Source organism: Fictibacillus macauensis ZFHKF-1, from assembly GCF_000269865.1.
Taxonomy (GTDB): Bacteria; Bacillota; Bacilli; order Bacillales; family Fictibacillaceae; genus Fictibacillus_C; species Fictibacillus_C macauensis.
This window is the reverse complement of sequence record NZ_AKKV01000023.1, coordinates 68,106-94,056: the sequence shown is the minus strand read 5'-3', so window position 1 is coordinate 94,056 and position 25,951 is coordinate 68,106. Positions and strand designations below refer to the sequence as shown.

Sequence of the window (25,951 nt, the reverse complement as noted above, 5' to 3'; positions counted from 1 at the left end):
TTTTTTTAGCTTTCAAAAATATAAGATAGCGCTTGAAGTGCTTGTGTTGGCGTTTCACATGTTAAGGCCGCTTTATTCGAGAGTTCTTTTAAGGGATGATGGAGAGCGGCAGGACGAATTAAAAGCAACGGCTTGCCGAGTGTAATGGCGCGCGAAGCATCCATGGCTGTATTCCACTGTTTGTATTGTTCGCCGAATAAGGCAATGACAACGTCCGCTTTATTCATGAGCACATCGGTGCGTAAATTATTAATCTTTGATGCGGCTTCATCTTTTAAAATTGCATTCGGTTGCACGCCGAGTATTTCTTCCCCAATATGATCAGAGCGGTCATGGTTTTCCATTGGTCCAACAAAGGTTAATGGTAAGTTTCGTTTTTTTGCTTCCTCTTTAATGGATTCACGCCAATCATCATGAATTTGTCCAGCTAAATAAACCGTTAATTCCATTTTAAGTTCTCCCCTTTTTTTTACGTAATGTACGCCTATTATAACAAATTGGAAAAAGTTCCATTACTTTTTCGTTTTGCGACGACGTACGATGGATAATAGAAGGGAGAGAATACCTGTTAGCAATAAGAACAGCGGAAAGCCTTGTATAACGAAAAATCCAGTCCAAAAGGTTGTTTCATCATTTCCAGTGGCGGTAGTTAACATGGCACCAACGAGCGAGGAAACGAAAAAGCAAAGAATGTTTATAATGAGGTAAACACCTGTTAGAATACTACTTATTAAAACGGATGATTCACTTTTAGGAATGAGGATGACAGACCAACAGGCTGCGATCAAGAGAACAATTGCGGACAATGATAAGAGAATCATAGCGATTCCCACCTTTCCTTAAAATCAAAAATGAGTGAAATAAGTCCTTCATGTTTGTTTTTTTCATACGACGTTAAAACTAAATGATATAATTGGATTTGCGGTACAGAATTTACTACAATAGATACCGTAGGCAATAAGCCAGAGGTGAACTATGAAAAAAACATCAGCACTTGTAGAAGGCGCGATTATGACTGCCGTCTACTTAATTTTACTACTAATTAGCTTATATGTACCATTGATTAATCTCTTTTCGATGCTTCTTCTACCGATTCCGATTCTATTGGTCGTTTGTCGCCAAGGATTACAGGTTGGATTTCTATCCGCAGCGGTTGCATCTGTATTATCGCTCCTTGTCGCTGGTGTGTTAGGCGGGTTTATGGGCGTGATGTTTGCGCTCATTGGTGTAGTCATTGGTGAGCTCTATCGTCGCAAGAAATCAGCCTTTGCCGTATTATTAGGAACGTCGCTAGCCTTTGTCGTTAGTCTGCTCGGCTTGCTTGTTTTTATGAAAGTAGTTCTTGATATTAACCTTATTCAACAAGGGCAACAAGCAATGAACGAGATGATCACGCAATTTGAAAAAATGTATAAAGTACAAGATCCTAGCGTTTTCAAACCTTTACGCGAAGCGATTTCATTAATGCCGATTGTCTTGCCATCTTCTATCCTAATAGGCTCTTTACTGATAGCAATCGTTGTTCAATGGCTATCGACGCTGTTCTTGAAACGTTTACGTATTCCGTTTCAGGCGTTGCCACCGGTTCGTGAGTGGAATGTGCCACGTGGTTTTTTATGGCTGTATTTACTAACGATTGTACTCATGTTTACGAATCCTGAACAGGGTAGTACGTTACATGCGCTCGTGTTGAATGCATTTTCCTTGTTATCTCTCGTGTTAGCGGTGCAAGGTTTCTCTGTGATTTTTCACTTCTTTTATGTGAAACAATGGTCACGTGCAGGTGCCATTTGGACGACAGTTGCGATTGTGATTCTCTCCCCATTTTTTGCACTATTAATGGAATTCGTTCGCATTCTCGGTATTCTTGATTTAGGGTTTGGATTAAAGCAACGGACGAAAAAAAGACAATAGGAGCTGACAATATGCCTAAGTTTTTGCTAAAACGGTGGCATGGCTATCCGGTGATTGCCTTGTTTGCATTAGCGGTAGTATTTGCTGGCGTGCTGACATACTATCAGTGGGTCATTGGTCTAGCCTGCTTCCTATTATTAGCGATCGTGCTCTATTTGATTATGAAGGGAGAATCCTCCTTTCAAGATGATCTTGGCGAATATATTTCGACCCTTTCGCATCGCATTAAAAAAGTTGGCGAAGAGGCACTGATGGAAATGCCAATTGGGATCATTTTATACGATGAGGACTTTAAGATTGAATGGGCGAATCCATTTATGGCTGCCTGGGTGGAAGAAGAGTCGTTTATCGGCCATTCGTTAAATCTTGTGTCTGAGGAGCTCGTTCCTTATATAAAAAGTGATGCGCGTGAAGAAATTATTTTATTAAAATCGCGCAAATTTGAAGTGCATTTTAAAAAAGAAGATCGGTTGCTTTACTTTTTTGATGTGACCGATAAGATTGAAGTAGAACGTCTTTATGAAGAAGAACAACCAAGTCTCGGTATTATTTTTCTTGATAACTATGATGAAGTCACACAAGGCTTGGACGATCAATTTCGCTCGCATATTAACTCGAAAGTGACGTCTATTTTAAATAAATGGGCGAGTGACTATGGTGTATTCTTAAAGCGAACGAGCTCAGATCGTTTTCTCGCCATCTTTAATCAACGCATCTTATCTGAACTGGAGAAAAATCGGTTTGCAGTGCTTGATGAAGTACGTGAATCAACAGGAAAAGATAACGTACCGCTTACATTAAGTATCGGTGTGGGCATGGGAACCGCCGATTTACCGGAGCTCGGTGCACTGGCACAATCAAGCCTAGATTTAGCACTCGGTCGCGGTGGTGATCAAGTGGCGATTAAACAACAGAGCGGGAAAGTCCGCTTTTATGGTGGGAAAACCAATCCTGTTGAAAAACGTACGAGAGTGCGTGCCCGCGTTATTTCTCATGCGATGAGCGAGCTCGTCGTAGATAGTGATAAAGTTATTATTATGGGACATAAGAGCCCTGATATGGATGCGATTGGCTCGGCAATGGGGATCTTGAAGGTTGCTCAAGTGAATGGCAAGGATGGCTACATCGTGCTTGATACGTCTGATCTTGATACGGGCGTGAACCGTTTAATCAATGAGGTAAAGGGTACAGAATCATTATGGAAGTACTTTATTACACCAGAAGAAGCGCTTGAGATGGCAACGAATGATACGCTGCTCGTCGTCGTTGATACACATAAGCCATCGATGGTCATTGAGGAGCGGTTGTTAACGAAACTCGATCATGTCGTTGTGATCGATCACCATCGCCGCGGTGAAGAATTTATTGCCGATCCTGTGCTCGTCTATATGGAGCCCTATGCATCTTCAACAGCCGAGCTTGTGACGGAGCTGCTTGAATATCAACCGAAGCGTTTGAAAATGCGGATGTTAGAGGCGACTGCGCTTCTTGCGGGTATTATTGTTGATACGAAAAGCTTTACGCTTCGTACGGGCTCGCGCACATTTGATGCGGCCTCTTATTTGAGAGCACATGGTGCTGATACCATCCTTGTCCAACGTTTCCTGAAAGAGGATTTGCAAACATACAATAAGCGTTCTAAACTAATTGAAAACGCCAAAATGTATAAAAAGGGAATCGTCATTTCGAAAGCTGAGCCAGAAGAGCAATGCAATCAAGTACTGATTGCGCAAGCTGCTGATATTCTACTTTCGATGAATGGCGTTGCCGCCTCTTTCGTCATCGCTAAGCGCCACGATCAAAAGATTAGTATTTCGGCGCGTTCGCTCGGCGACGTGAACGTTCAGATGATTATGGAAGGTCTCGGTGGTGGTGGTCATTTAACGAATGCCGCTTGTCAGTTAGAGAACGAGACACTCATTACAGCAGAAGAAAAATTAAAAGCTGTCATTAATGAGTATTTTGAAGGGGGAGAAGAAGAATGAATGTAGTTTTTCTTAAAGATGTAAAAGGTAAAGGTAAAAAAGGTGAAATTAAAAATGTTTCTGAAGGTTATGCACGCAACTATCTACTTCCGAACAATCTAGCACAAGAAGCAACGAAAAGTGCGGTGTCTGCTGTTGAAGGCCAAAAGAAAAGCGAAGAGAAAAAAGCGGTAGCGCAACGTGAAGAAGCAGTTCAACTTAAAGAAAAGCTTGCGGAACTAACGGTTGCGATTGCAACGAAAACAGGTGAAGGCGGTCGTGTCTTCGGTTCTGTTACGAGCAAGCAAATTGCAGAAGGCTTAAAGAAACAGCATAAAATCACGATTGATAAACGTAAAATTGAATTGAGCGATCCGATTCGTTCATTAGGCTATACAAATGTCCCAGTTAAGCTTCATAATGAAGTAACAGGCAGTATTAAAGTACACGTTGTAGAAGAATAAACGAAAGAGCAGGACCGGGAGCAAGAGCCGGTCTTCTCTTCTGTCTTTAGGAGGAACACGTATGAGTGATCTGTTTGCTGATCGCATTCCACCCCAGAATATTGAAGCGGAACAAGCTGTTCTTGGTGCCATATTTCTTGAACCGGAAGCGCTGGTCACGGCATCGGAAATCTTACTTCCGGATGACTTCTACCGTGCCTCCCATCAGCGCATCTATCAAGTTATGCTTTCGCTTTCGGAAAAAGGGGAACCAGTCGATCTGGTTACCGTTACATCTGATTTAGCAAATCGTAAGCTGTTAGAGGAAATCGGTGGTGTCTCTTATTTAAGTGATCTTGCCAATGCTTCGCCTACAGCAGCGAATATTGAATATTACAGCAAAATTGTCGAGGAAAAATCATTGCTTCGTCGCTTAATTCGTGCAGCAACAGAAATTGCTGCGAACGGCTATGCTCGTGAAGAAGAAGTCGAAGCTGTAATGAATGAAGCGGAAAAAGCAATATTAGAAGTATCGAATCGTAAAAATGCCGGAGCTTTCATTTCAATTAAGGATGTCCTCGTTGATGCGTACGATAACATTGAAGCTTTGCATAATCGTAAAGGTGATATTACCGGGATTCCGACTGGTTTCTCAGACTTAGATTCTATGACAGCTGGCTTTCAACGCAATGATTTAATTATTGTCGCGGCGCGTCCATCTGTTGGTAAAACCGCTTTTGCCTTAAATATTGCGCAAAACGTGGCAACAAAAACGGAAGAAAATGTAGCCATCTTCTCTCTAGAGATGGGTGCAGAGCAACTTGTGATGCGGATGCTTTGTGCAGAGGGAAATATTGACGCACAGCGTCTTCGTACCGGCTCGTTAATAGCGGAGGATTGGCAGAAGCTAACGATGGCGATGGGCAGCTTATCGGCAGCGGGCATCTTTATCGATGATACACCGGGCGTTCGGATTAATGAGATACGCTCGAAATGTCGTCGTCTTAAACAAGAAAAAGGACTCGGCATGATCTTAATTGATTACTTACAGCTCATTCAAGGCTCTGGGAAATCGGGCGAGAACCGCCAGCAAGAGGTTTCAGAAATTTCCCGCTCCCTAAAGTCGTTAGCGCGTGAGTTGCAAGTACCTGTTATTGCGCTGTCACAGCTTTCTCGTGGTGTGGAATCTCGTCAAGATAAGCGACCGATGATGTCAGATATTCGTGAGTCGGGAAGTATTGAGCAGGATGCGGATATTGTCGCCTTCTTATACCGTGACGACTATTATGATAAAGAATCAGAAAGCAAAAACATTATTGAGATTATTATTGCGAAGCAACGTAACGGTCCAACAGGAACCGTGGAGCTTGCTTTCGTTAAAGAATATAATAAATTCGTAAATTTAGATCGGCGGCATGAAGAAAGCAGTATTCCGCCGGGTGCATAAAGAAACGATGAAACAGGCATTCTTACAAAAGAGAGCCTGTTTTTTTTATCGGCAGATGTGTTACTGACGATCATGCTTATTGTTCGCCGTATGAATACAGGAATGTATAGTAAATACGAACGGATATACTTTTATTCTTGGATAATGTTCGTGTTTTGGTTGACTTCCTACTATAAAATTGGTACACTAAGCAAGGATTATTGCTATTACGCTAAAAAAGGGCGAAATAATAGTTGTGAAAATTTTTGGAGGTGCTGACGTTATGTCATCCGTAGTTGTTGTCGGAACACAATGGGGAGATGAAGGTAAAGGAAAAATTACTGACTATCTTTCTGAAAAAGCAGAGGTTGTTGCTCGCTATCAAGGCGGAAACAACGCAGGACACACCATCGTATTTAACGGAAAAAAATATAAATTACATTTGATTCCATCTGGAATTTTTTATAGCGATAAAATTTGCGTCATTGGTAACGGAATGGTTGTCGATCCGAAGGCGCTTGTTGAAGAGCTTAAATATCTTCATGACCTTGGGGTTACAACAGATAACCTACGCATCTCAAACCGTGCGCACGTTATTTTACCGTATCACCTTCGCCTTGATATTCTTGACGAAGAAAGCAAAGGTGCTAACAAGATCGGTACAACGAAAAAAGGAATCGGCCCAGCCTATATGGACAAAGCAGCTCGCGTCGGAATCCGCATCGCTGATCTTCTTGATAAAGAAGTATTTGAAGAGAAGTTAGAGCGTAACCTTGCTGAGAAAAACCGTCTATTTGAAAAAATTTACGAATCAGAAGGCTTTACGAAAGAAGAAATTCTTGATGAATATTTCGAATATGGCCAACAAATTGCGAAGTACGTATGTGATACGTCTGTCGTTCTTAACGATACGCTAGATGAAGGACGCCGTGTTCTTTTTGAAGGTGCTCAAGGCGTTATGCTTGATATCGATCAAGGAACATATCCATTCGTAACGTCTTCGAACCCAATTGCTGGTGGGGTAACGATTGGTTCTGGTGTCGGTCCTTCTAAAATTCACCGTGCGGTAGGTGTGTCTAAAGCCTATACAACACGTGTTGGTGATGGACCATTCCCAACAGAGCTTAACAACGAAATTGGCGATCGCATTCGTGAAGTAGGTCGTGAATACGGAACAACAACAGGTCGTCCGCGCCGTGTTGGTTGGTTCGATGCTGTTGTTGTTCGTCATGCGCGTCGCGTAAGTGGATTAACAGATCTTTCTCTTAACTCCATTGACGTTTTAACAGGCATTGATACGTTGAAGATTTGTGTTGCATATAAGCATAACGGACAGCTCATTGAAGAGTTCCCAGCAAGCTTAAAAACGCTCGCTCAATGTGAACCAGTCTATGAAGAGCTACCAGGTTGGACAGAAGATATTACAGGCGCAAAAAGCCTTAGCGATCTTCCAGCCAATGCACGTCACTATGTAGAACGTGTTGCTCAACTAACAGGCATTCCACTTACAATTTTCTCTGTCGGACCAGATCGTAACCAAACAAATATGGTTCGTGGCGTATTTGAATAAATAAGTAGCAACTCCCCCCAACTCTTAAGCTTCTTCGGTGATTGGGGGGTTTTTCTTTGTCTCCTTCAAAAGTAACAACAAACATGGACAAATTGATTACATAGTAAGCTGCTAGTAGCAGGGTCGTTAGAGCGATACAGCTATCAGTTTATGGCTCTACTGCTGCCCCATTCTTGGATAAAAGCATGATTTTAAAACTTTTTTATAAAAGATGCTTGTCAAATAATTAGTTTCGTGATAAGATAAATCTTGTCGTGTTCGACAAGGATATTGTCGAAAGTAGACGAGCCATTAGCTCAGTTGGTAGAGCATCTGACTTTTAATCAGAGGGTCGAAGGTTCGAATCCTTCATGGCTCACCATTTTTCTTTCAAAGAAAGATGGCCCGTTGGTCAAGCGGTTAAGACACCGCCCTTTCACGGCGGTAACACGGGTTCGAATCCCGTACGGGTCACCATTTTCTTTTATAATAGATTACAATACTTTGGACTCGTGGTGTAGTGGTTAACATGCCTGCCTGTCACGCAGGAGATCGCCGGTTCGACCCCGGTCGGGTCCGCCATTTTATTGTAAGAGTGGCTCGATAGCTCAGTCGGTAGAGCAGAGGACTGAAAATCCTCGTGTCGGCGGTTCGATTCCGTCTCGAGCCACCATTTTACTTGCATATAACAAACAATTACTATTACCTAAATCATGACAAAAAAGCATGCAGCTTCGTACTGCATGCTTTTTAAGTGTTTCTAGGCTTAAAAACGCTAACGGAATTGGAGAAGACTGGCGTTAGGGAGAATGAAAAGAATATGGTAAAATAAGAGTAGTTTTCTAAAGGATCATCTTCCCAAGAATATACTGACATAGAATGATAGATACAAATACGGTTTCCAAAGGAGCGACAGCCGAATGGACAAAAAAATACTAGTAGTAGATGACGAAAGGCCTATTGCCGACATTTTACAATTCAACTTAGAAAAAGAAGGTTTTCAAGTTTCTTGTGCGTACGATGGCGTAGCAGCCATTGAAATGGTAGAGAGTGAAAAGCCGGATATGATTCTTTTAGATATTATGCTTCCGCTAAAAGACGGAATGGAAGTATGTCGTGAAGTGCGTAAAAAGTATGATACACCCATCATTATGCTAACAGCGAAAGACTCAGAAATTGATAAAGTATTAGGTCTTGAGCTTGGAGCGGATGATTATGTAACGAAGCCTTTTAGCACCCGCGAACTGATTGCGCGTGTAAAGGCGAACTTGCGCCGTCATCAGCAGGAAACAGAACGTGAAGTGGATGAAAATAATGAGATTGTGATTGGAACGTTAACGATTCATCCAGACGCTTACCTTGTAACGAAGCGTGGCGAAACGATTGAACTGACACATCGCGAATTTGAGCTGCTGTATTATTTAGCAAAACATATTGGACAAGTCATGACACGCGAACACTTGTTACAAACGGTGTGGGGCTATGACTATTTTGGTGATGTTCGTACGGTTGACGTAACCGTTCGTCGCCTTCGTGAAAAAGTGGAAGATAATCCAAGTCATCCGCTTTGGATCATAACACGCCGCGGTGTCGGTTATTATTTAAGAAATCCTGATCAGGAGTAAGCAGATGGATAAGGTAGGTTTTTTTCGATCAATACACGTTAAGTTTGTATTGATCTATGTTTTGCTCATTTTAATTGCGATGGAAGTTATTAGTGTGTACTTCATTAACAACTTGGAAAACAATTTGCACAAAAACTATATGAGTGCACTGCAAAACAACTTGGACTTCTTCTCATTCAATGCCGAGCAAAAGATTTTAACGTCTCAACAGACGAAAGAATCGACGGAGCGTAAGAATAATACGTTAACGGATGGCATTATGAAGCTCATTGGGGAAACAAAGGATGAGAACATTAAAGAAGTACAAGTATTAAATAAAGACGGCGTCGTAATTGGCGCCACGAAAAAGAACTTGATTGGGCAAGTAAGTACGAACTCTAAGATTAAGCTTGCCCTCAATGGAACCGAAGATAAATCGGAAATGTACGATCGCAATAAGCAAGCCCGGGTTGTTGTGTGGGCGCGCCCGATTGTGACTGGAAAAGATAAACAAGGCGGTAAGACGGGAGAAGTGCTTGGGGTTATTTACGTAGAGGCCTCCATTGAAAGCGTTTATCAACAGATTACCGATATTAATAAAATATTGACGACCGGAACGGTTATTGCCCTGGTAATAACGGCGTTGCTCGGTATTTTCCTTGCCCGTACGGTTACGCGGCCAATGGCAGATATGCGAAAGCAGGCGCTCGTTATGGCGCGAGGGGATTTTTCGCGAAAAGTGCAAGTATATGGCGATGACGAAATTGGTCAGCTGTCGTTAACATTTAACGATTTGACGCGGAAATTACAAGAAGCGACAGCCATTACCGAAAGCGAGCGCCGCAAGCTGCGTTCTGTTTTGACGTATATGACTGATGGTGTTATTGCGACTGATCGCGACGGCTGTATTATTTTGATGAATGACCGTGCCGAAGAAATGTTAAACATTTCTCGCCAAAATACGCTCGGTAATTCCTTGCTTGAGCTGTTGCGTTTAAATGATCAATATACGTGGGACGAGCTTTACAATGAATATGAAACGATGCTGCTTGATTTTAGTACCGAGAATGTTCATTATGTACTGCGCGCAAACTTTTCTGTTATACAAAAAGAAGGTGGACCAGCAAACGGCTTAATCGCTGTACTTCATGACGTTACCGAGCAAGAACAAATCGAAAATGAGCGTCGTGAATTCGTATTTAACGTGTCGCACGAGCTGCGCACGCCGCTTACGACGATGAAAAGTTATTTAGAAGCACTAGCGGAAGGTGCTTGGGAAGATAAAGATATTGCACCACGGTTCTTAGAAGTAACACAAAACGAGACCGATCGCATGATTCGCCTCGTAACCGACTTACTGCAGCTGTCGAAAATGGACAGCAAAGATTATCGTTTTAATTTCGTACAAAGTGATTTAACCCGCTTCCTACAAGATATTGTCGAGCGTTTTGAAATGCTGCAGCATGAGCATATTCGCTTTCAACGCAATTTGCCATCGCGCAAAATTAACGTACAAATTGATACCGATAAAATGACGCAAGTGGTCGATAACATTATTTCAAATGCGATTAAATATTCACCTGAGGGTGGTGCCATTTCGGTATCTGCTTCTTTACATGGTCGCAAAATTAAAGTAAGCGTATCGGACCAAGGTGTCGGCATTCCGAAAAATAACGTATCGAAAATTTTCGATCGCTTTTTCCGTGTGGACCGCGCACGTTCGCGCGATTTAGGTGGCACGGGTCTTGGTTTGGCGATCTCAAAAGAAATTGTGCTCGCGCACGGTGGAGATATCTGGGCCGAAAGTGAATGGGGACAAGGGACAACCATTCATTTCACCCTTCCTCTAAAAAAGGTCAGGGGGGAACAGTAAGGCATGAAGTGGAGAAATCGATTTCACCAATTGAAGCGTCACGCGAAACGAGTGTCTCGGCATTATGAAGTCATTAAGTCTGTGTTCCTCGTCGTCCTGATCGTCTTAAGCTTGTTTTTAACGTGGAGTCTGTGGACGTTAAAGCCAGACTTAGGCTCGCTAGAAAACACGAAAACGTTAAAAAAAGAACAAGTGACGGATGCGAAGAAAGTATCTGAAGTGATTCGTCCGATTCAAATGATGTATTATAATAAAACGTCGTATCTTGGCGTACCTGCGAATGATAAATTTACGAAACAAGTAAAAGACATGCTCGAAAATGCGAAGTTTTATGATACGCGTACAAAATCTACGAAGAATTTAGAAGAAACGCTTGTGAACCGCGAGCATATTGAAATCATTTATCCAGAGGAAATGTCCTCTGAGGTATATAGCCAAATTTTCAATGTCGCTTCTTCGGGAGGAACATTTACGATTCCATCAGCCGATCGCGTTATTTTTTACAAAAATGCTTCCAATGACGTAGAGGCATATATCGTTTCGTATGGAACAGAAAAAATGATTGCAGCGAGTACGACGTTATCGTTTGACTCTTTAAAGCGTCTTGTAAATCAGCAAGAAAAATCACTCGTTGAATATGAACCTTATGTTGTGCAAAAGCAAGATGATAAAGGCTCACACGGCTCGAAGCGTTTCTATTTTCCGAGTCATGCTTTTAAGCTGAATGTGTATAACTACTTAGCACGTTCGATTTCAGAAGATACGATTGATCGCTACAAAAATGCGCTGTTCCGTGATCCAAGTAACGTAAAAAGTAGCAATGACTATTATACTGATGAAATTTCAGCGATGAATATCTACAATGGCAATCGATTTAAATATACGAATTTCTCTCAAGAACGGACAGAAGACTTTTCACAACAAAGCAAGGGCCCTCTCTTAAGTTCCGTAGAGTATGTGAATAGTCACGCGGGTTGGGGCATGCCGTATTATTACAGCGGCAATGAAGAAGCAAGCTCAACAACGACCTTTGTTCCTTTTATTCGCGGGTTACCGATTTTAAATAGTGAGATGAAAATGAAACTCGTATGGAATAACAATGACTTAAGTGAATACCAACGATCGATGGTAGAACTGAACACCGATGCGAAAGATGTTGGCTTTACAACGAAAAAAGTAGAGCTAGAGTCTGGTGAACAAGTGAAACAAGCGTTAAAAAGTTATGATTCAAGCCAAATACATGGCATCATGATTGGCTATGAAATGAAAGTAACGAAAAATCAATACAATCTCTACGTATTAGAGCCGAAATGGTTTATTAATGCTGGTCAAAATCACGAATGGCATCCACTGTTTCGAGATGAGCCACGACCAGGAGGTGATCGCTAATGGATTGGAAGAGTACGAAAACCATCTTTATCCTTTCCTTTTTGATCTTAAATATATTTCTTGGTTATCAGCTGTCTGTTAAGCTTCAGCAAAATAACATCCAATATATTGCCGACTTACCGCTTGAAAAGCAGCTTGAAGATAATAACATTAACTATAAGGACGAGCTGCCTGATTATAAAGCGAAACAAACCTTGATTAGCGGACAGCGGGCGCCATTTTCGCCAGCTGACTTAAATACGTCTAAGGAAGTCAAGCTTGATAAAGATAAAAGTGCCAACGATATGCTCGTTTATTCACTAAAAAAACCACTAAAAGTAACAGAAAGCAACGTGGTTGACGAAGTGAGCGCCTTTTTAAAAGAAGAAGTATACCGTGGCAATGAATATAGTTTCTATAAAAAAGATACGACAAGTAAAACAGTCTGGTTTACACAGTCGTATGATGGTAAGCCCATTCTTTTTGACTCAAAAAGCAAAGATATGCCCGGGGGTATGGTGAAGTTTCATTGGAATGATACAGGCGAAGTAAGAGGCTTTGAGCAGACATTTCTGTCGATTTATCGCCAAGGTACACCTCAGGAAATTATTTCACCGATGAAAGCGATCGGTCGCTTGTTTAAGACAGGCTACCTCTCAAACGGTGAAAAAATTAAAAAAGTACAGCTTGGCTATTATAGTTTAGCGAATGTAGAAGACGTGCAAGTGTACGTTCCAACGTGGAGTGTGGAAACCGAAAACGGCCATTATTTAGTGAATGCGACCGATAGTTCCATTCAACAAATTGATCGAGAAGGCAATGAGGAATCATAAAGGAAGAAGGGTTAGAGATGAGTTTGCAATTTAGTGTGCTTGCGAGTGGAAGCACCGGAAACGCGATTTACGTGCAAACGGAAAAGGCGCGTTTGCTCGTCGATGCCGGCTTAAGTATGAAAACAATCAAGAAGCTCTTTCTAGACGCAGGCTGCTGTGGCCTTGAAGAGCTTGACGGCATTTTAATTACACATGAACATAGCGACCATATTAAAGGGCTTGGGGCGCTAGCACGCAAATATAAACTGCCTGTGTATGCAAATGACAAAACGTGGAGCGCCATGAATGCGAACATCGGAACGGTGGATGACGCGCAAAAATTCACATTTGAAATGGAGAGTGTGCGCACGTTTGGCGATCTTGAAGTGGAGAGCTTTGGCGTGTCACATGATGCTGCTGAGCCGATGTTTTACGTTTTTCATCATGAAGGGAAAAAGCTAACGCTCATGACTGATACGGGTTATGTGAGCGATCGCATGAAAGGCATTACGAAGCATAGTGATGCGTATGTAATGGAATCCAATCATGATATTAATATGCTAATGATGGGTCGTTATCCGTGGAGCATTAAGCGCCGCATCCTAAGTGATCACGGTCATATTTCCAATGAAGATTGCGGCTTTGCGCTGGCTGATCTTATTGGTGAGCAAACGAAGCGTATTTATTTAGCGCATTTAAGTAAAGATAACAACATGAAAGATATTGCCTACTTAAGTGTAAAGCAAACGCTAGAAAGTAAAGGTGTAGCGGTCGGTGAACAAGTGTCGCTCTATCATACCGATGCCAGTGAGCCAACCGAGCTCATACGTTTATAATTCACCCTTTGAGGAAATAACAATAAATGTGAAAAAGTGTGGAATTTCACTCATAGTTTTTTCACGCTACCAACATTTTTCTATAATTGAGTCATAACAGTAATTGCAATTATCCATTCCAGTTGAAAGGGTGAACAATTGATGGGCTTTTATGATGATCATGACAATAACGAATCGCGCCCACGTAGAGGACGTAGTCGAGGTGGCTTTCTCCTCACCGGGATTATTGGTGCCGTCATCGGTGGCTTAATTGTCCTTTTATGTATCCCGGCACTTGGCGGTGTTGGCTTATTGCCAAAAACATATACGCCAACGAATGAGTATAGCGGGAAAGAAGAAGATGGACTGAAAAAATCCGTCGATGTCAACGTGACAACAAAAGTAACCGATGCGGTGAAAAAAGCACGCGACTCGGTCGTTGAAGTCTTAAACATTCAAGGCGGCAACTTCTGGGATCAAAACAAGCAACAACCAGCGGGCTCGGGATCGGGTGTTATTTATAAGAAAGCAGGCGGCAAAGCGTACGTTGTAACGAACTACCACGTTGTTAAAGATGCCTCTCGCCTTGAAATTACACTAAGTAACGGGTCGAAGTTAAAAGGTACGCTACGCGGTGGCGATCCGGTCATGGACCTTGCAGTCGTTGAAGTTGACGGAAGTAAAGTACAAAAAGTCGCAGAGTTCGGTTCTTCTAGCTCATTAAAGCCAGGTGAACCAGCAATCGCTATCGGAAATCCACTAGGCAGCTTCCCAGGCTCCGTAACAGAAGGTGTCATTTCAGCCGCGGACCGCACGATGCCAGTTGATTCTGATAAAGACGGCAACCCAGATTGGCAAGCAGAAGTCATTCAAACGGATGCCGCCATTAACCCTGGTAACTCCGGTGGTGCCCTGCTTAATATCGCCGGCCAAGTAATCGGTATTAACTCAAGTAAGATTGCTGAATCAGCCGTTGAAGGCATTGGCTTTGCGATTCCAGTCGATATCGCACGACCAATCATTAACGACCTTGAGAAGTATGGAAAAGTAAATCGCCCATTCCTAGGCATTGGACCAATTCCACTTTCTCAAATAAGCAGCTATCACCGTGATTCCACGCTGAAGCTTCCATCAAGTGTGAAAGATGGCGTCGTTGTTATGAACGTCGAGCCATTATCACCAGCTGATCGTGCGGGCTTAAAAGAGCTAGATGTCATCACAGCCTTTGATGGCCAAGCGATTAAGTCACCACTCGATCTTCGTAAGTATCTCTATACGAAAGCCAAAGTCGGTCAAAAGATTAAAGTGACCTACTATCATAAAGGTGATAAAAAGACGACAGAAGTAACGTTATCGTCTAATAAATCATCGTAAGTCATGACGAAGAAACCAGTGAGCGAACGAGCGCCCACTGGTTTCTTTTTGAGAGGCAATAAAGAGCCACGCTTTGTGTTACAATATCAAGAGAAATTGAAATTGTGGATAAGTAAAGGAGTTTATATATGATACATTATTGCTGCGAAGAACATGTGGACATTGGGATTGACGAGATTGTGGATGAAACCGAAAAGTACCCAGATCTTGAGTTATTAACAGAAGAAGCAAAGTTATCAACAACCTGTCATTATTGCGAAAAAAAGGCCATATATAAAGTATCGAACACGTGAGCCCATACTAAATGTGGATAGAATCTGTGTATATGTGGATAAAGTCTGTGGATAAGTTGTTTATAAAAGGAGTTATACCCTGTGAATATCTTAATTATCACTGTCGGTAAGCTAAAAGAGAAATACTTAAAACTTGGAATCGACGAATATACAAAGCGCTTACGACCGTACGCCAAAATCGACATTATCGAAGTACCCGACGAAAAAGCACCCGAAACCTTAAGTTCCCAAGAAATGCACATTGTCAAAAAAGCAGAAGGCGATCGCCTTCTCGCCAAAATCCCACCCGATGCCCACGTCATCGCCATGGCCATCGAAGGCAAACTCATCTCCTCCGAAGACCTCGCCGCCAACCTCGACCAGCTCGCCACCTACGGCAAAAGCAAAGTCGCCTTCGTTATCGGCGGATCCCTCGGCTTAAGCGACGACGTAATGAAACGCGCAAATGAGAAAATCTCATTTGGACGAATTACCTATCCGCATCAGCTGATGAAATTGGTGTTGGTAGAGCAGGTGTATCGCGCGTTTCGGATTGTGCGGGGGGAGCCTTATCATAAGTGAGTGAGGATTTAAAAACAAAAAGTTAAATGATTGTTATTTTATACAAATAGAACCCTTCTATTTATCTTAGAAGGGTTTGGTATGTCAACATTCATAATAAACAGCAATGTTTAGGCTGAATTGAAAGTTGACCGAGCTTTCATTTTAATTTCACTCAAAATCGTCTTTTCTTTTTCAACTCGAGTAGTCTTTCTCTTAATTTAGAATCTGTTGCGTAAATATATAGTCCATGAATACCCCGCTTCATAAGGACATTAATAGAATTTAAAATAATTTCTTCTTTAATTTCTTGGTTTTTTTCAGGTGACAGATCTGTTCTTGAAGTGAATGCACCTATATCTTTGTATTTGGACGAATCAATGACGAGTTCGTCTGTTTTTCTATCATAGCTTACGGAAGGACCAAGAACTACACCAACGTAATTTAAGTCAAACCCCTGTACAGTATAAATGGATCCAACTTCCTTAATAGAGCTTGGACCTTCTGCCCACGTAATACTATCCTGGGTGCTATTCCAAGGCATGTTAATTCCTTCTTCATCAACGAAATAAGTTTTTCCGTCTTTTTTATGAATATAATCAAAGGTTGATACAATTCGAGAAAGTCCGATTTCGTTGTTTTTACGTTCAATAGCTTTTTTAAACGTATCAGCATCTTCAAAAAATTCAAGCTCGAATGAGGAGTCTTCTTTTGACGGCATAGTAAGAATTTTCTTTGCAACAAAATGGTCAATCCATTTGATAGTTTCTAAATTGGCGTGCATTCTCATTTGATCTGTAAGCTTTACAGTTTTCACATTATACTGATGGGTTATTTCTTCTAACAACCTATCGTTCCAATAACTTTTTATCTTCAATACTTGTTTTGGATCAAAGATAACGATGGAGATTTTACTACGCTTAATAATTTCATCTAGTTGATTATGGGAACGAAAATTGTTATAAGGATCTTCTTTCGTCAGAAGCAAATGAGCTTCGTCGATTAGTACGATATCTACCGTTTCATTAGACTTATTCTTCGTATTAATAAAGGGCGTTGGCTTAAGAAGATTCTTTTTCTTCAAGTTTGGTAGACTGTTGGCAATGCTTTTATATGTCTTTAGCATCTCCGTATGATTCACTAGCAAGTAATTATCTGTTCCGTATAAAAAAGAGCTAGCATCTTTAGCCAAATCTTGAATGGTATTAAACAGAGAGCTTAATAAAACACTTTTACCTGTTCCGGCATCGCCTTCAATAGTAATTACGTGATTCCCCTCTTTGTGTACATATTCTTTACAAAAATTGAGAATTTCATTTTTTATATCGAGCTGCTGAGTAGAGAGTTCCTTATAAGGTGATAACTTATAAATGTCCTTGTTTCTAAGATTTTCAATAGTGTCAGTCACTATTTGCTCTTTTCTAAGTTCCTCCCAAATTAAATGAAAGATTTCTTCATTATAGAAAGATTTCTGATAGTAATTATGCATTACCCTCGATTTAGTTTGGCTCACGTTTTGCAATTGATAGTGGTTATCAGCGATAAAATAGTTAATTAAATTTGACTCGATATTATATGTTGCAGACTGATTGAACTTCTCGTGTCCAATTAGTATAGAGTGGTTCAAATTTTTTCGCTTGTCATTCTCCATATGGTTCTTCAAGCGTCTTGAAGCGTGAACTGTTTGTCCAATATAGACAGATGGCTTTTTTTTATCATTATAAAGTATATATACAATAGGATAGTTATTCAGATGTAGTGATTGTACAGTAAGTATATTGTCGAGAGTAGAATTTTTTTCAAACACAAGTTCATTCATGGTTATAGCCTCTGTATCTTTTTCTATAATGTTATCATATACATGATAAAAATTTCCGTAATTTGTATAATATACGTGAAATATTAATAAGATTACCTGAAACAATGTTGTGTGCTGAAAACCATGGTGTAAATCTCAATATGGAGATTAGAGGAAACATCTTCTGGAAAAGAAGCACTGATTGATGGAGCAGAATTTGTTCCTACTTCTAAAAAAATGAATTGAGTTATGATTGATGTGTTGAATGCCTCATATGACTGTATTCTTAAAATAATTACTTACCCTCATTTCTCTTTTTCAGATATCATTTCCTACCTTTGTTTTTTACGAGGGAGCTAATCAGTAATATACCTATTATTATAATAAAGGGAATTGGTGATATTTTTAAAATTATCCCTGGTTCATAAATTTCCGTTAATAATGGTAACAATAATGTTATTAAGGAAAAAAGAATACCATCCACTGCATCTGCTAACGCTATAATTTTCCCCCTAATTTTATTAGGTACTGTTTGTAACTCAACATTCAGTAAATTTGAAGGTAAATCCATAGCAATCCAGATTATTAAATAAAATAGATAGCCTAAAAAGAATGGCGAGAAAGGGATTAGTAATGTAAACAAACACATTACTATGATTGGTATATAAAATCCAATTAAATGTTTTCCATGACTTTGAAAAAGACGATACCATTTATAAGATAAGTAAGAACCAATGATCATACCGATTGCTGAAATGATTCGGTAAAAGCCATAAACATCCTCTCCACCGACCCTAGCAGCTCCTAAAGTAGGGACTAAGAGAGTGTCTGATAGTGCTAAACACCCCCACAGTATTGTGGATCCTATTACTAAGCCAAGAATTTTTTTACTTTCCCAGAGATAGTTTAAAGCATCCTTGTATGTACCTAAATGCTCTTTTTCTAACTCAGAATTCATAGAGGAATCTCTTTTATTAGTAGGAATACTTATCCAACAAACAACAGCAAATATAAAGTAAGTTAAAGCATTTAGTATAAATATAAATTCAATAAAATTAGAGACGATTACAAAAGCAGCTATAGAGGAGCCTACCACTCTAGAAACGCCACTAAAGACCCCAAACCATCGATTCACACTAGGTAATTCTGATTCACTAACGAAAAATGGAATGCTAGACATAAATGAAGGTTTAAACACTGTTTTTACAAAGCTCGCTATTGTCGTAATGATTAAGATCATAGTGTAATGCTCAATAAAAACGATTAATAAAAGGCTTAGTACAGCTAAAACTATATTTACGGTTGTCGTAATAGTTTTTCTAGAATATTTATCCGCAAGATAACCAGAATACGGTCCAACAATCAATTCTGGAACAAATCGAAAAAATAAAAATAATCCAAACAGTAGACTAGATTGAGTTAACGTATACACAAATGTGGCTAGCGCAATACCCTCTGCCATATTCCCTAATTTTGATAACGAATCTGAAAATATTAATAATTTTATTTTACTTCGATTGCTATTTACTATCACTTAATCCCCCCTTACTAAACATAGGTATATCAAAAACAGCAAATCATTGTTTTATAACTACAAAAAAAGGGCATCTACCAGATCCCCTTGATTTTGCTTTCCTCAATCCACAGCCTTCGTATAATACTTCACATACAGAAAAAGCGCTAGAGCTAAGACTGCTTTTGAAAGACGGTTTAGAAAATCTGCTGTTTCTGAAAAGTGAAAACCTACAATAATATCTGCAATAGCGAAAACCCCTGTTAGTACAATGATGAGTTTTAAAAGTGTTTTCATAGTTGTTCTCTTCCCCTTTTTTCACTGCTATATCCATTATATCAAAATTTTTCTATGTGAAATTGTTCATGTTGAATTCTTTAGGTGTATTCTATTTTTTACAATATTTATATAAAGTGTGTTTTTTTAGAGGGGGAATAGCGGTACAATGAAGGTGTTCTTATCGCAAATTTCATCTAAGGTGTGTGCTCATATGCTTCAGAAAAAGAAAAGAGAAATAAATATAACAGCGATCATTGTGTCTTTAATATATGTTTTCACTTTCTCGTACTGGCTTAATAATCAACCGCCTGAAAAATATCCACTGCAGTTCGCAGCGTTAATGCCAGCAGGAGTGGCGGTGATCCATATAATGTTGGAATATGTTATTAAGTATGATTTCTTTAGAAAAAATGAAAAGTAACAAACTACATCGCTTCCTAAATGGGGGCGGTGTTTAGGTGATGGGGTGGTATTTTTGAAGGGTCTTACGAGCTTATTTATTGTGTATTATGCGCTGATTGTAGGTTATATAGGAATCATTGATCAAGAGTCATCGGTTGGTAGTTTGTTAAAATTGGCTATTGTCTTAGCCGGGATTATGGTACTTGTTGTGTGGAGTAGCTTTATGTTGTCCTTACTGTATCATGAACAGCTACGTGATAAGAAAAAGAGAATGAATGTGATCTTTTTTTCGCTGTATAGTGAGGGGTTTTTATTTATGATGGTAATTCCTTACACATACAAGCATGTTTCTCCGCTCATTTTGTTGCTGATTTTGTTTGGTTTATTTACAGTAAACTATATGTTATGGGTTTCGGTTGTGGCGACGGTCAAGCAGCGAGGGCTTTCGTTAAATGTGAGTTTGTGGCGTATTGTAAAAATGGGCGAGGCGTTAGAGCATACTGCGCTCATATCGTCTATGACGACGCTTGACCGATTAAGTTACGTTTTTGCAGTAGCGTGTGCCATTGTTGAGGATTCTGTTTTCTTTTCAAGCATTGTCGTAGGCATTCTTTTGTTATCAATTAAGCCAGTGCGTCGTTTAGAAGAAATGACGACGTTTGGTGTGGTTGTCCATAAAGAATATGTTGTTGCTAAAGTGATGTATTATAGTGTGTATCTTTTCACGATCGGTTGGCATCTTTATTTTCCGAATCTAACGACATTTCTTATTGGTGTATGTAGTATACTGGCGCTTAAATTATGTATGGGAAAAGTTATGGAGGACACTTACCATAAAGTTCAAAGAAATGAGATTTAGCAGCGCGCTAAATCTCATTTTCCTTTATTTCACCGGATATTTCTTTCCGTTTTTCTTAATTTTACTGTGAATAATTTCGCTCACATCAAGATTGAGCTCGGAACAAAGCGTTAACGTATAAATAAGAATGTCGGCGATTTCTTCTGAAATGTTTTCGCTATTATCTTGTAGTGCTTGTTCGTTCGTACGCCATTGAAAGTCTTCAAGTAATTCCGCCGCTTCAATCGAGATGGAAATCGCAAGGTCTTTTGGATTGTGTGCTGGACCCCAGTTACGGGCATCGCGGAAGTCATTAATGGCTTTCATAATGGTTGTTAGATCGGACATTATGTATCCTCCTCGAGTAAATTTTTGGCATTCATTGTATTGCTTCACATATAAATACAGTTCTCATCGTACCATTTTCAAAAGAATCATGGTGGGATTTTTGTGATGAAACTATAATCATATTACCTCCCAACCCATGTAGTATGCTTCCTGGGAACTATTTTACAAAAGATACCATAAGCAATTTCGTGTTCGTTCGGTGCTAAAAGATTTATAATCGAGAGATAGTGTTTGCTTTGAAAGGGGAAACGACATCATGATATTATTTGCACTTGATATGGATGGGACGACGTTATCATCTAGCAATGAAATTAGTCTAGAGAATATCGCAGCCATTCAAAACGCTCAAAGCCTTGGCCATAAAGTGATGGTCTTATCGGGGAGAGCACCAGAATCCATTCAAACCGTGTTAGATCAATATAACTTACAACTTCCGATGGGTGGAAGTAACGGAACGGCCGTTTATGCAGATGGAAAGCTATTGGAGCTCACATCATTATCGCACGAACAAAATCTACGCATCGCGGAAAAAGTGGAACAGGAAGCAGTTCCTTTTAAACTGTATACGAATAAAGGGACGTTCATTCAAAGGAAGTGGAGTGAGCGTTTAGAGGAAGTGCTTGCTTCAGGCACAATTCCTGCTTCTCATTATGATGATGAGAACTTCGGAAAAATGACGAGGGTTGTGGAAGATCCACAGCTATTTGATTCCATTGAAGACTTATTAGAAGATGAGGAACTCGCGATTCAGAAGTTTTTCATGCTTGTGTTAGATCCCGCACAAAAAGAGCGTTTATTAAACGTTATGAACGCAATGGACGGTGTGTATGTGACTACTTCATCGCCATTCAACATTGAAGTGATGAATATTACAGGAAACAAAGGAAACGGCCTAAAAGTCATGGCAGAGTACTTACAAATTCCTATGGAAAACACCGTTGCCATTGGTGATCAGTTCAATGACCTTCCGATGTTTGAAGCGGCGGGCTTTGCGGTAGCTATGGGCAATGCTGAAAATGAAATCAAGCGACATAGCGACTATGTCACATTAACAAATGATGAAAATGGCGTAGCGCACGCTATTGAGCTTGTTTTGAAAAAAGAAGCCGAGCTTGAGCTTGCGGTAACGAAATAAGAGGTAGCACCGAATCGAGATAGGATTCGGTGCTTTTTTACTTATAATTTACGTTTTAAAATAAGATGACCCATCGTCAACAAGACAGAGCCGAAGAGTAAGTTACCTAATACATTTATCTTAATTTCATTGAACGCGAGGGATTGCTGGTTGAATAACATAATATGAAAGGGGAGAATACTTCCTTCTGTTAGAAATTCTGTAGAAACATAAACACCAACAAATAAGAGTGGAATCATCACTTTTTTAGAAATTATTACGAGTGAAAAGGCAATTCCAATGTAGAGAACCGTCTGTGAACCGAATTGTAAAAAGAGAAGAAGCATATTGCTGTTTGAAATACGTAGAGATAAAAGTATCGAGCACAGCAAAATGAGCGCTAAGTAAAAACCACCAAATACAACCAGTGTTAATAGACCGTGTTCGCGCGCTTTTAATGGATAACTAAACAGTAACTCGTCGCCTTTTTCTTCGTAATAATCATAAAATAGAAAGGCGATCCACCAAACAGAAAATGGTGCGATTAAGAATTCCATTTGTTTTAGTAACTGAAAGGAAAATTCCGACTCGCCGTTTAGCCAATAATACATAAAGGCGAGTAATGGGAGGATAGGAAAGTAAAAAGCATACCCCATTGCTCGTATCTTAAAAGGGACATCGATCCTAGTGAACATGTTGTGTTAGCCATCCTCTCGTCAAGCAAAGGTAGGCATCTTCAAGATTTGTGACGGCCTCAGTACTTCCTAACAAGAATTCTGGAGAGAAATAACGAAGGAGATAATCATCACCTATTTGCTTAGTTGAAATGATGTGTTCTTCTTCAATTGGCATTTCCTCAGCCATTGTAATTTTCTTTTCGTACACATGACCTTGGACGATTTCGGCAATTTCTTTTTTTGTGCCCGTTGCTAATACGTTACCATTTTTTATAATGGCAATATAATCACATGTCGTTTCAATATCTTCAACGATATGAGTTGAAAGAAGAATAATTCGTCCTTCTCCAAGCTTTCGAAGTAAGCGACAAAAGCGAACACGTTCGTCAATATCTAGTCCAGCTGTCGGTTCGTCGACTACAATAATTTTTGGATCTCCTAGAAGTGCCTGAGCAATGCCAAGTCTACGTAGCATACCGCCAGATAGATGTTTTATTTTCTTTTTACGGTCATCAAGTAAGTTAACAGCCGCCAATATCTCTTGTATAATGGTTTCACGGTTTTCTTTGATGCCTTTTAGTAAGGCAAAATGATTCATAACTTCATCAACGCGTAAGGATTTATAGATAGAAAAATGTTGTGGAAGATAGCCTAATATTTCGCGCACTTGATCCGTTTGTTGCCATGAGAGGTCGTTCAGGTGTAAGGTACCTTGCTCTGGCTTTATAAGGGTCGCAATGATTTTCATGAGCGTTGTTTTTCCGGCACCATTTGGACCGAGGAGTCCAAAGGTGCCTTTCACTTCTAGCGAAAGATTATCAATTACTTTTTTGCCAGCGTATGATTTGGTTAATTGGTTAATGGACAATGTGTTCATTGTTAATTCCTTCTTTCACTAACTTTAATAGCTTTTGTACATCTTCCCAAGCTGTTTTACCTTGTTTCATTTGTTGCAACCATTTTTTGCAGAAAATCAACTGTTCTTGCTCTTTACCAGGTGTTTGTAGCCATCTCTTTAAGGACAGTAGGACTTCTTTTTTCACACCTTGTGATTTTACTTCGCTATACCATGTTAAAACATTTTCTTCATGACTGATTTTCATTTTCTTATTGTATAAGTACGCATACATCGTGCTAAAGGCTTCTGTATAATCTCGATCACGGACTTGGATATTCTCATGTTTCCAGGTGAGAGCGGGAACAAGTATATATGGATAAAAAGATGCGTCTGGAAGCATCCAGCGATCAGATGGTGTGTCTAGCAACAATAATTTTTCCCCATACCATGCTCTTTCGTCATTTTTATTTTCTGCTATGGATAATAGCGGCAGCTTAGCGATTGTTTTTGGATACTGTAACTGCTGACCTAAGTCTCGATTAACAGATTCAATGATACGAGTAATAGTCTTTTTAAAACCTGCATAGAATTCACCCTTACTCTGACCCGAAAATAGAAGTGTTGTTCCTTCTCTTTTCTTTGTTTGTAGTTCTCCGGATAAAAGCGTTACTCCAAATCGGGATGTACCGTCCCACTGATGATTACTTTTAGCAGTCAGATTACAATAATCTAATTTTCTTCCCTTATAAGTTAACGAGTAGATCGTGTCGGTATTCACTTGGTGATTATTTCGACTTAATTGACCAGAAGAATCAATCTCAAAAGAAGGTGCTGTGTTAACAGACGGTATCCAGTTAAAGTAATAGGGTAAAAAAACAACTCGCTCGTTCGCATAAAATAAAGGTGAGCTATGTCCTTCATACTTGATGTTTAATTTTAGATATTCTTTCGCTTTCCACTTATGAGGTAACGTTACAATGATTGAATCTTTCTTTTGAATGAAAGGCAGTGCTTTTCCACTTTCTTTAACTTTTTGAACTTTAAAGCCGTGATAAAGCGACATTTGCACTTTTTTTACACCGGCATGATTATTATGTAAAAATTTTACATATACGTTAGCCTGTACACCTTGTTTGATAGTAAGATCAATCTTGTAGGATATCGGAACGACGCTGATATGATTAGCAGCGCTTTTCTTGTATGTACTGTAGTAGTCTTGCTCTTCAAATTCTCTCGGCTGATCGCTTAATTCACCGGTTTTTAATACTTGCCAATCTCGAATCAATTGATATAGGTTACCCCCTAATAGCAAGGATAGGATTAAGGTAATGATGAGAAATATTCGTTGTTTAAGAAGTTGGTGTATCAATTTCAAATAGATGATCAACAGCAAAGTAAGGCTTAAAATCCACACGCTATGCTTATACCAGTAAAAAGAGTCGATTGGAAAACCATATAAGCTATCATATTTACCGTCGGGATTAGGATCTCCTAAGTTAAGGATCCGTGAAAATTTCTTGAGGGCATCTCCTAAAAAAACATAATTAAGAGGGCCGATAGCAAGCCAAATTAAAATAGTTAGTGGAAAAACTAATTTGTTTTTAACGATAAGAGCTATCATTAGCCCTAAAAAATAACCAATCAAAAAAGTGAAAGCAAAATACAATAAAGTATAATAAAAGGCGCTAATATAAAGATGTGTTAGCGGGAAATTTTTTCCGATGTAATAAATAAAAAATACTATGTATGTTAAGAGCGAATATACAAATGACACGATTAAACCAAAAATTATTTTGGCACATAAATTGATAAGGAACGCTTTATTGATTGTTAAATAAATAGTGCGCAAGTCGTGTTGGTCTTCTAGCCTAATAACTAACACGCCCAAAAATACAAAAAACAGCAAACCTCCTTGAACTAAAAAACTAGTAGATAACAGGAAATCACCAGGTGCCGCCGTGTTCAGAAGCCCCATTAACTCGTACGCTAAATAACCAAGTAAGATTATCCAAAAGAAAACTTGGCGTTGCATTTCTTTGAAGGTAATTGCTAGCATATTAAAAAATAATTTCAACAGAGATCCTCCATTACTTAAAGGATTATTGAATGTAAAGAAACCACTCTGTAAATATAGTAACATGTCAGAAGTATGATTGAGGTAAATTTGGT

General features: G+C 39.7%; 24 protein-coding genes and 4 tRNA genes. 19 read left to right on the top strand and 9 right to left on the bottom strand.

Annotation, left to right across the window (positions count from 1 at the left end):
- Positions 1-5: 5 nt before the first annotated feature.
- Positions 6-449: a YtoQ family protein gene (locus tag A374_RS07290; protein ID WP_007201558.1), complete on the bottom strand. Its 444-nt coding sequence runs from the start codon at positions 447-449 to the stop codon at positions 6-8.
- A gap of 63 nt (positions 450-512) precedes the next feature.
- The gene (locus A374_RS07285; RefSeq protein ID WP_007201557.1) at positions 513-821 is read right to left on the bottom strand and encodes a hypothetical protein; all 309 of its coding nucleotides are present in this window, start codon (positions 819-821) and stop codon (positions 513-515) included.
- Between the two features lie 154 nt (positions 822-975).
- Between A374_RS07285 and A374_RS07280 the strand changes: the two genes are divergently transcribed.
- The 17 genes from A374_RS07280 to rlmH all read left to right on the top strand — a co-directional run bounded on the left by A374_RS07280 (position 976) and on the right by rlmH (position 15,996).
- Positions 976-1,914 (top strand): YybS family protein, encoded by a 939-nt coding sequence (locus A374_RS07280; protein WP_007201556.1) that lies wholly within the window; start codon positions 976-978, stop codon positions 1,912-1,914.
- Between the two features lie 11 nt (positions 1,915-1,925).
- Positions 1,926-3,899 (top strand): DHH family phosphoesterase, encoded by a 1,974-nt coding sequence (locus tag A374_RS07275; RefSeq protein ID WP_007201555.1) that lies wholly within the window; start codon positions 1,926-1,928, stop codon positions 3,897-3,899.
- Positions 3,896-4,342 carry a 50S ribosomal protein L9 gene (gene rplI, locus A374_RS07270; RefSeq protein WP_007201554.1) on the top strand — a complete coding sequence of 149 codons (447 nt, stop codon included), beginning with the start codon at positions 3,896-3,898 and terminating at the stop codon, positions 4,340-4,342. Before A374_RS07275 ends, rplI begins: the two co-directional genes overlap by 4 nt.
- A 61-nt stretch (positions 4,343-4,403) precedes the next feature.
- Positions 4,404-5,768 (top strand): replicative DNA helicase, encoded by a 1,365-nt coding sequence (dnaB, locus tag A374_RS07265; RefSeq protein WP_007201553.1) that lies wholly within the window; start codon positions 4,404-4,406, stop codon positions 5,766-5,768.
- A 262-nt stretch (positions 5,769-6,030) separates the two neighbouring features.
- Positions 6,031-7,317 carry an adenylosuccinate synthase gene (locus A374_RS07260; RefSeq protein WP_007201552.1) on the top strand — a complete coding sequence of 429 codons (1,287 nt, stop codon included), beginning with the start codon at positions 6,031-6,033 and terminating at the stop codon, positions 7,315-7,317.
- Positions 7,318-7,602: 285 nt separating this feature from the next.
- Positions 7,603-7,678: transfer RNA gene (locus tag A374_RS07255), tRNA-Lys, on the top strand.
- Between the two features lie 20 nt (positions 7,679-7,698).
- A tRNA-Glu gene (locus A374_RS07250) sits at positions 7,699-7,773 on the top strand.
- A gap of 29 nt (positions 7,774-7,802) precedes the next feature.
- A tRNA-Asp gene (locus tag A374_RS07245) sits at positions 7,803-7,878 on the top strand.
- Positions 7,879-7,893: 15 nt separating this feature from the next.
- Positions 7,894-7,969: transfer RNA gene (locus A374_RS07240), tRNA-Phe, on the top strand.
- Positions 7,970-8,216: 247 nt separating this feature from the next.
- Entirely contained in the window at positions 8,217-8,921 is a 705-nt protein-coding gene (yycF, locus tag A374_RS07235) for a response regulator YycF (RefSeq protein ID WP_007201551.1), read from the top strand.
- Positions 8,922-8,925: 4 nt separating this feature from the next.
- The gene (gene walK, locus A374_RS07230; RefSeq protein ID WP_007201550.1) at positions 8,926-10,773 is read left to right on the top strand and encodes a cell wall metabolism sensor histidine kinase WalK; all 1,848 of its coding nucleotides are present in this window, start codon (positions 8,926-8,928) and stop codon (positions 10,771-10,773) included.
- A gap of 3 nt (positions 10,774-10,776) precedes the next feature.
- Positions 10,777-12,162 (top strand): YycH family regulatory protein, encoded by a 1,386-nt coding sequence (locus A374_RS07225; RefSeq protein ID WP_007201549.1) that lies wholly within the window; start codon positions 10,777-10,779, stop codon positions 12,160-12,162.
- The gene (locus tag A374_RS07220) at positions 12,162-12,974 is read left to right on the top strand and encodes a two-component system regulatory protein YycI (RefSeq protein ID WP_007201548.1); all 813 of its coding nucleotides are present in this window, start codon (positions 12,162-12,164) and stop codon (positions 12,972-12,974) included. Before A374_RS07225 ends, A374_RS07220 begins: the two co-directional genes overlap by 1 nt.
- A gap of 17 nt (positions 12,975-12,991) precedes the next feature.
- A complete protein-coding gene (locus tag A374_RS07215) occupies positions 12,992-13,789 on the top strand; it encodes an MBL fold metallo-hydrolase (RefSeq protein ID WP_007201547.1) in 798 nt (265 codons plus the stop codon).
- A 141-nt stretch (positions 13,790-13,930) separates the two neighbouring features.
- Complete coding sequence (locus A374_RS07210) at positions 13,931-15,142, top strand: S1C family serine protease (protein WP_007201546.1); 1,212 nt, start codon at positions 13,931-13,933, stop codon at positions 15,140-15,142.
- Positions 15,143-15,270: 128 nt separating this feature from the next.
- Positions 15,271-15,435: a CxxH/CxxC protein gene (locus A374_RS19930; protein WP_007201545.1), complete on the top strand. Its 165-nt coding sequence runs from the start codon at positions 15,271-15,273 to the stop codon at positions 15,433-15,435.
- A gap of 81 nt (positions 15,436-15,516) precedes the next feature.
- Complete coding sequence (rlmH, locus tag A374_RS07205) at positions 15,517-15,996, top strand: 23S rRNA (pseudouridine(1915)-N(3))-methyltransferase RlmH (protein ID WP_007201544.1); 480 nt, start codon at positions 15,517-15,519, stop codon at positions 15,994-15,996.
- A gap of 154 nt (positions 15,997-16,150) precedes the next feature.
- On the opposite strand, the gene A374_RS07200 is transcribed toward rlmH, so the two are convergent.
- The 3 genes from A374_RS07200 to A374_RS20535 all read right to left on the bottom strand — a co-directional run bounded on the left by A374_RS07200 (position 16,151) and on the right by A374_RS20535 (position 19,583).
- Entirely contained in the window at positions 16,151-17,794 is a 1,644-nt protein-coding gene (locus A374_RS07200; RefSeq protein ID WP_007201543.1) for a DUF2075 domain-containing protein, read from the bottom strand.
- A 304-nt stretch (positions 17,795-18,098) separates the two neighbouring features.
- Positions 18,099-19,307, bottom strand: a complete 1,209-nt coding sequence (locus A374_RS07195; protein ID WP_007201542.1) for an MFS transporter — start codon at positions 19,305-19,307, stop codon at positions 18,099-18,101.
- Positions 19,308-19,409: 102 nt separating this feature from the next.
- A complete protein-coding gene (locus A374_RS20535; protein ID WP_156793167.1) occupies positions 19,410-19,583 on the bottom strand; it encodes a hypothetical protein in 174 nt (57 codons plus the stop codon).
- Between the two features lie 457 nt (positions 19,584-20,040).
- On the opposite strand from A374_RS20535, the gene A374_RS07185 reads away from it, so the two are divergent.
- Complete coding sequence (locus A374_RS07185; RefSeq protein ID WP_007201540.1) at positions 20,041-20,826, top strand: hypothetical protein; 786 nt, start codon at positions 20,041-20,043, stop codon at positions 20,824-20,826.
- A 24-nt stretch (positions 20,827-20,850) separates the two neighbouring features.
- On the opposite strand, the gene A374_RS07180 is transcribed toward A374_RS07185, so the two are convergent.
- Entirely contained in the window at positions 20,851-21,153 is a 303-nt protein-coding gene (locus tag A374_RS07180) for a nucleotide pyrophosphohydrolase (protein ID WP_007201539.1), read from the bottom strand.
- 256 nt (positions 21,154-21,409) lie between these two features.
- Between A374_RS07180 and A374_RS07175 the strand changes: the two genes are divergently transcribed.
- Positions 21,410-22,288, top strand: coding sequence for a Cof-type HAD-IIB family hydrolase (locus A374_RS07175; protein ID WP_007201538.1), 879 nt, complete (start codon positions 21,410-21,412; stop codon positions 22,286-22,288).
- A gap of 41 nt (positions 22,289-22,329) precedes the next feature.
- Here the strand turns inward: A374_RS07175 and A374_RS07170 are convergent, their stop codons facing one another.
- The 3 genes from A374_RS07170 to A374_RS07160 are packed head-to-tail and all read right to left on the bottom strand — an operon-like array spanning position 22,330 to position 25,856.
- Positions 22,330-22,962 carry a hypothetical protein gene (locus A374_RS07170; RefSeq protein ID WP_007201537.1) on the bottom strand — a complete coding sequence of 211 codons (633 nt, stop codon included), beginning with the start codon at positions 22,960-22,962 and terminating at the stop codon, positions 22,330-22,332.
- The gene (locus A374_RS07165; RefSeq protein WP_007201536.1) at positions 22,952-23,821 is read right to left on the bottom strand and encodes an ATP-binding cassette domain-containing protein; all 870 of its coding nucleotides are present in this window, start codon (positions 23,819-23,821) and stop codon (positions 22,952-22,954) included. Before A374_RS07165 ends, A374_RS07170 begins: the two co-directional genes overlap by 11 nt.
- Positions 23,802-25,856 carry an ABC-2 transporter permease gene (locus tag A374_RS07160; RefSeq protein WP_007201535.1) on the bottom strand — a complete coding sequence of 685 codons (2,055 nt, stop codon included), beginning with the start codon at positions 25,854-25,856 and terminating at the stop codon, positions 23,802-23,804. Before A374_RS07160 ends, A374_RS07165 begins: the two co-directional genes overlap by 20 nt.
- Positions 25,857-25,951: the final 95 nt, after the last annotated feature.